Raw genomic sequence first — 6,270 nt, forward strand, 5'->3', positions numbered from 1 at the left:
ATCCATTTCATCATTTATATATTTATCAGCGAATAATTTAAACGCTTCCTCTAAATCTCCATTTTTTTCCTTTTGAATTCTTTCAAATAATTCTAAATTCTTTTTTAATTCCTTTTCGTCAAATTCTAAATATAATTGTCCCATTTTATTCTCCTTTATTTTATTTATTTTCTAATTTGATATATCTGTCGTTATATTTAGATATATCGTAATTCATTTTCAAAAATTCTTCTTCCAAGTTAACCTTATCATATATAAGGCTTTTTGAATAGACATATTTATTATTTATATTATTAAAAAATCTGCCTTTCGAGTCAAGCATTATATAAGACGAAGTCATAACATTATTATTTTCAATATACATTATATTTTTATGACTGCTATGATGCGTGAAAAAATAATTAAATTCTTTTTTAGTTATTAGTAAATCTTCGCATGAATTTAAATTGTCTATCGGAAGAACTTGAAATATTTTCCATTTATCGGGTTTAATTTTTTCAATAAACGAATTCAAATCCTCTTTATAATTATATTTGTTTACAACAGTATTTATTTTTAATAATCTGCCGCTGTCTTTTATTTTTTTACAAATATATAAATATTCTTTTTCGCTTATTGTTTTTTGATTATGCATCTTTCTGCCAATATTTAGACATGTTTCGTTATTTATCGAATCTATACTTAAACCTATCGTTTTGCAATATTTTATAGTTTTATTAAAAATATTATTATCGCGTAAAAACATCGTTCCGTTACTTACTATGCTTAAAATATGTCCATGAGAATGCAATTTTTCAAGCAAATAAATATATTTTCCGTAAATGGTAGGCTCGCCGCCGACAAGATTAATCTCTTTGAAAGGTTTAATCTTTGGAATTACCTCAAATGTAATATCGGCGCAAGATTCTTTTGAAGAATAGCAGAATTTACACTGCATATTGCATTTGTTAATAAAATGCCAATTTAATTTTAAATGATTAAAAATACTCATAATGAATACCTCCAATTTTTTATCTAGCCTAATTGTCAATATTCAACTATATAAGTATTATTTAATCTATTTATAATATAACAATTTTTTTTAAAATGTCAAGTCTTTTTTATTCGTTAATGATACTTTCCAGTTCTTCGATTATTTTCGTAATATTGTCGTTGTATTTTTTAAACCAGCCGCTATTCATTAAAGTTTCCAAAATATTAAATTTCAAATCTTCAATCTCTTCGGTTTCAATATTCAATAATTTTGCGTTTGAAAAATCCACGATAAATTTATCGTATTCCAAATAAAAATTAATGTCGAAACATAAAGATTTTTTATTTACGATATTGCCCGAATTGAAAAATAAATATATTAAACCGCTGTCAAAAATTTTATAATCTTTTTCTTTTTGCGATTTGGATTTTATCCATTCTATAATCGCTTTTCTTAAATCGTTTCCTTTCAATTTTGAAGATATAAAAATTCTCTGTTCGGCGAAAATTAAAATATTGAAAATCAAAAATATGGAAATAATTTTTTTAATCATAAATATATCCAAATTACTAGTAATACGATACAGTAATTTAATTAAAAAATCAATTATACTTTTCTTTTTTTATGTTTTTATGTTATACTTATTATAATAATTTATAAGAGAATATAATGAAAATAACTTTAGACACAACAATATCCGCGCTGCTCGATTCGTTCGACAGAGAATTTGGCGTTTCGCTTGGAATATATAAAGGCGCTTTGAAATCAGACAATATTAAACTTTTTGAAATTGCAGACCCGAGAAAAAATCCAAAATCTTTTATTGTAATCGATAAAGACACGAGCGTTGAAACCGTTGAATCGATGTTTAAAAAAGTGTTTGGAATAAGAGTTCAGGTAAAAGACAGAAACGGAAACACAATGGGACAGGAAATGACTTTAGGCGGAGAGCGAATATTATCGAAAGAAAACTCCGAAGAAAGAAATATAAAATTAGTGGATTTGGAAGACGATATAGAAAACGATAATAAAGAAAAAGAAATAAAATCAGTAAAATCAAATAAGGAAAATAAAAAAATCAAACCGAATAAATCATATTTCCTAAAACCTAAAATTGTCAAACATAGCGTTGAAGATAAAATAAAAGAAATTGACGGATATTATTTGAGATTCCAAAGAACCGAAAGATATAAATCTATGGTTAATCTTTTATCATGCATCGAGGAGGCAAAACTTTCTTATCCCGAGTCGAAAGAAATCTTGGAACATATAGAAGAGATAAAAAATAAATCCGTTGCAATATCTCATTTGAGCGTTAGGAAGAGAAGATTTGCAATACTAATTCTTATAATAGTAACTTCTATTCTACTTTTTGCGAGCGCTTTAATTTGCGGATTTAATTTATATAAAAAATTTAAGCAGGATAAAACAGTCGACACGATAGTTAAAGAAATAGATAATTTGAGAATGCGAAAGGGAACTTTAATAGAAAACGGAAATCTTGCCGAAGCGAACGCGATAGACGAAAGCATTAATTCAAAATCGGAACAATTAAATATTTTAAGAAATACAAAAACTCTTCCGATAACATATTATTTTATATTAGCCGCTTTTATTATGATTGTCATAGTTGCGATATTTATATTGAGGCTTAATAAATTTAATATAACTTCAGTCCGATTTGAAAATAAAACTTGAATAATTTTTTTAATTATTTTTATATAAATTTTCGTTATTCAATTCGCTTTGAGCATGTCGTCTTAAATATTCCTGCACAAATTCCAAATCTTCTTTTGTGTCTATTCCATGAATAAATTGATTCGTTTCCAAAACTTTAATTTTCATTCCGTTATAAAGCCATCTTAACTGTTCGAGTTTTTCTATTTTTTCGTAATCGCATTCTTTAAGTTTTTCTATTTTTAATAAAATTTCTTTTCTGAAAGCGTAAACTCCTATATGTTTATAATATTTCACTTCAATATCGTTATCGAATCTTTTATGAGGAATTGTCGCTCTCGAAAAATACATCGCGTAATCGTCCGCATCACATACGACTTTAACGGCGCTTTCGTCTTTTATTAAATGGCTGTCTTTTTCGATTTTTAATTTTACCGTTGCTATATCGACTTTTTTATCTTCAAAACATTTTATAATCGGAGAAAGTATTTCTTCATTGACTAAAGGTTCGTCTCCTTGCACATTTATTATTATATCGCAGTCGATTTTTTTTGCCGCTTCAATTATTCTTGAAGTTCCAGAAGTATGATATTTTGAAGTCATAACCGCCTTCGCGTTATTTTTTGAACATATATCCATTATTTCTTTTGAATCCGTTGCCACTATAACATCATCAATTTCCGAAACGGCTTTTACATTATCGTAAACGGCTATTATTATAGGTTTTCCTAATATTTCGTAAGTCAATTTTTTTGGAAACCTCGAAGAATCGAATCTCGCGGGAATGATTGCCACAGTTTTAGGCATAATTATTTTTCCTCCATTATATCTTTTACCATTGTAATTAATTTCTTTTTAAATTCTTCTTCTTTTCTCGATTCTAAAAGTAAAACCGTATACATGCTGAGCCTCGATACTTTAGTAAATAAAGACAATAAATTAAGATATTTTTCACTTTTGCCGACTGGAGTTAAAAACATCGTAAGCAAATGAACGGGTTTATTGTCCAAAGCGTAATAATTGAGTCCCGTTTTAGAAATTGCAAATATTAATTTATTTTCTTCGACTTCGCTTGTCCTCACATGCGGAAAAGCTACTCCATAACCCAAACCGCTTGTTATTATTTCTTCTTTTTTATACATGAAATTTATAGTTCTATCTATATTTATTCTCAAGCCTTTAGATTCGGCATAAATTAGCATTTCGCTTATAGCTTCTTCTTTATTTGCCGCTTTCAAATTAAGTAAAATATAAGAGTCTTCGATTATTTTTGTCACTTCGTTTAATGAAATCATTTTACAACCTTCCGTTTAATTAAATCAATTTTATATTTTAAATTTCGGTATTAAAATTATTTTTCAAATATTCTTTTATCGTATATTTTTTCTGTATAATTTCCAAAGTTATATTGAGAGGATAAATAGAATTATAATTTTTGAAACTTATTCCTATAGATTCGTCATCCAAATCGACTTTTCGCGATAATTCCCAATTTCCTTTAAAATGTTTTTTTATAACTTCGCCAATATACGCGCTTATTGAAAATATAAAATTTCTGTTATTGTCGTTTTCTAAAACCAAATACATTTTTTCGTTAAAGAATTTATCTATTTCCAATAAACTTTTTAAAGTATAATCAATATGATAGCCTTCTCGAATCAAAAAATTGCTTATCCAATAGGAACTTCTTAAAAGTTCTTCCTGCGGTAAAATATATTTTGACATTTTATATCCTCTGTTAATATATTAAATCTTTTTTATAATAAGTCAAATTTAAAATATCTATAATTTATATACGATTTTTCCGAAAAATAATAAATAAACTATATCAAAATTATAATTTAAAATATTTAGGGTAAATAAGTGCTTTTGGATAAAGATTCGTTTTTAGAGTTCGTGGAATATATTGAAAATAATTTTAATTTTGAATTTCTTTCAAATATACCGGGATTTGATAAAGATTATAACTATCAAAAAGACGCTATATTAAGATTAATAAAAACTTCGGATAATAACGAGGCTTTTTTGGATTATATTTCATATACTTATGCGCTTTTAAAGAGCGATATTATAGAACAGATTATATCTTTGTCTTGGGAAAAATCCAACGGAATGAAAGACAGTTTTATTAACGATGATAAATTTAATCTTAATCAAAATCAGCTTACAAATTATGTTTCAATACTTTTGGTTGCGCGGGACATAATGCATACGAGTTATATCGCTTCTCTTCCAATATATAACGAATATAAATATAACGAAAAAGAATTTTATGATAAAGCGAAAGAAATGATAGAAAATGCAGTCGATAATATTTCTACTTTGGGAAATATAAATCCAATCTTTATAGCGATTGCGGCGAAAAGCATATTGCCTTTTTCTATAAAAAACGATGAATTGTCAAGTTCGTCAAAATTGATTGCGATTTTATTTAATATTTCAAGAATAATGGCGTCCTATCCTTACTCCGAAAACAATAATAAAAATACGCAGCCGATATTTTTAAGCGCGATTTATAATTTGGTAAATAACGCTTCATTTTTGGGACTCGATTATAAAATGATTAAACAGTTATACGATAAAGTAAAATGCGGGGAAATATGCTGGAAAAATTAGCAAAATACAATATTAATTTCATTGTTGCTGGAATCTCTTCTTTAGTAATAATTTCTATGTCGGCTTATATGATTTTGAATTTAAATACCGCTATAATGAAAGTTTTAATATTTATAGAATTTTTTTGTTCTTTTTATTTTGTCACGGTATTTTTTTACAAAGTTCAAAAATATTCGCGGATAGAATTGTTTTTTTATTTAATAACTTTTTTAATTCCGTTTATGATGTCGATACTTGGAATATTTTACGCTTTAAATTTTTTTTCTTTGAATAGAGTATTTTTGAAAGAAAATATAATTTCTTCTTTTCTTACACGCGGTTATCATTTTCTTTTTATATTTTATATCACTCATATAATATATTTCTTTTATTTATTCGTTTTGGAAAATAAAAAAACTTTTTATTCAAGCATATCGTCTCATTTTATAATCATAATATCAACGGTTATGGCTTTCATAATGATTATAATTTATGCCGTTCTTAACTGGGTTTTCGATAATAATATAATCAAATCTTACGACAACAAAAAAAATGAAATCATATACGAAGCGGAAACGACTTTTTACGGAGAATATAATACGGAAAATTTTGAATACGAAAGTTTTTCAAAAGCTCTCGATATAGCAATGCTTTATTATGACAACGAATTAAAATATCAATCGGAAGAATGGGACGATTTTGAAAAGAAACATTTATTATTTGAAACTGCGATTATTCAAGGCGGCGGATTTTTTATCATGGTAAGCGGAAGAGAATTTATTTATACTTTTTATATGTTTATACTTATTTATCTTATCGTAAATTCCATTATTCTTGCCTCAGCAATAATATTCTTTAAAATATTTTTGGAGAAAAAATTTAACGGCTATATAGATATAATAATCAAAGGTTTTGAAGAAGACAATTATATTTATGCCATCAATACGGACGACATGGACGAAACGGAAATAAAAATTCTTTCGGAACTATACAATAAAAAACTTCTTACTTATAAGTATAGAGAT

Annotated in this window: 8 protein-coding genes; 3 read left to right on the plus strand and 5 right to left on the minus strand. The window is 26.5% G+C overall.

Annotation, left to right across the window (positions count from 1 at the left end; translation table 11 throughout):
* Nucleotides 1–160 precede the first annotated feature (160 nt).
* Both ACR0QS_RS09815 and ACR0QS_RS09820 read right to left on the minus strand, forming a co-directional pair.
* Nucleotides 161–991, minus strand: coding sequence for a viperin family antiviral radical SAM protein (locus tag ACR0QS_RS09815; protein ID WP_432633268.1), 831 nt, complete (start codon nt 989–991; stop codon nt 161–163).
* Nucleotides 992–1,100: 109 nt separating this feature from the next.
* Complete coding sequence (locus ACR0QS_RS09820; RefSeq protein ID WP_432633269.1) at nt 1,101–1,526, minus strand: hypothetical protein; 426 nt, start codon at nt 1,524–1,526, stop codon at nt 1,101–1,103.
* 116 nt (nt 1,527–1,642) lie between these two features.
* Here ACR0QS_RS09820 and ACR0QS_RS09825 point away from each other — a divergent pair, with 116 nt between their 5' ends.
* A complete protein-coding gene (locus ACR0QS_RS09825) occupies nt 1,643–2,671 on the plus strand; it encodes a hypothetical protein (RefSeq protein WP_432633270.1) in 1,029 nt (342 codons plus the stop codon).
* A gap of 9 nt (nt 2,672–2,680) precedes the next feature.
* On the opposite strand, the gene kdsB is transcribed toward ACR0QS_RS09825, so the two are convergent.
* From kdsB to ACR0QS_RS09840, 3 genes are read right to left on the minus strand one after another with little or no spacing between them, the layout of a single operon-like run.
* Nucleotides 2,681–3,457, minus strand: coding sequence for a 3-deoxy-manno-octulosonate cytidylyltransferase (gene kdsB / locus ACR0QS_RS09830; protein ID WP_432633271.1), 777 nt, complete (start codon nt 3,455–3,457; stop codon nt 2,681–2,683).
* A 2-nt stretch (nt 3,458–3,459) separates the two neighbouring features.
* Nucleotides 3,460–3,945, minus strand: coding sequence for a PTS sugar transporter subunit IIA (locus ACR0QS_RS09835; protein ID WP_432633272.1), 486 nt, complete (start codon nt 3,943–3,945; stop codon nt 3,460–3,462).
* A gap of 37 nt (nt 3,946–3,982) precedes the next feature.
* Nucleotides 3,983–4,375 carry a hypothetical protein gene (locus ACR0QS_RS09840; protein ID WP_432633273.1) on the minus strand — a complete coding sequence of 131 codons (393 nt, stop codon included), beginning with the start codon at nt 4,373–4,375 and terminating at the stop codon, nt 3,983–3,985.
* Nucleotides 4,376–4,513: 138 nt separating this feature from the next.
* Here ACR0QS_RS09840 and ACR0QS_RS09845 point away from each other — a divergent pair, with 138 nt between their 5' ends.
* Nucleotides 4,514–5,266 carry a pyridoxine kinase gene (locus tag ACR0QS_RS09845; RefSeq protein WP_432633274.1) on the plus strand — a complete coding sequence of 251 codons (753 nt, stop codon included), beginning with the start codon at nt 4,514–4,516 and terminating at the stop codon, nt 5,264–5,266.
* Nucleotides 5,251–6,270, plus strand: a 1,020-nt coding sequence (locus tag ACR0QS_RS09850; RefSeq protein ID WP_432633275.1) for a hypothetical protein, incomplete at its 3' end; no start/stop codon positions are given. The genes ACR0QS_RS09845 and ACR0QS_RS09850, both read left to right, overlap by 16 nt.

Origin of the sequence: Brachyspira sp., from assembly GCF_050873525.1 — a bacterium.
Taxonomy (GTDB): domain Bacteria; phylum Spirochaetota; class Brachyspiria; order Brachyspirales; family Brachyspiraceae; genus Brachyspira.

Excerpts from the sequence above, each read along its gene's own strand:
- ACR0QS_RS09840 (WP_432633273.1), bottom strand. The coding sequence starts at position 4,375 with ATGTCAAAATATATTTTACCGCAGGAAGAACTTTTAAGAAGTTCCTAT.
- ACR0QS_RS09835 (WP_432633272.1), bottom strand. The coding sequence starts at position 3,945 with ATGATTTCATTAAACGAAGTGACAAAAATAATCGAAGACTCTTATATT.
- kdsB (WP_432633271.1), bottom strand. The coding sequence starts at position 3,457 with ATGCCTAAAACTGTGGCAATCATTCCCGCGAGATTCGATTCTTCGAGG.
- ACR0QS_RS09815 (WP_432633268.1), bottom strand. The coding sequence starts at position 991 with ATGAGTATTTTTAATCATTTAAAATTAAATTGGCATTTTATTAACAAA.
- ACR0QS_RS09825 (WP_432633270.1), top strand. The coding sequence starts at position 1,643 with ATGAAAATAACTTTAGACACAACAATATCCGCGCTGCTCGATTCGTTC.
- ACR0QS_RS09820 (WP_432633269.1), bottom strand. The coding sequence starts at position 1,526 with ATGATTAAAAAAATTATTTCCATATTTTTGATTTTCAATATTTTAATT.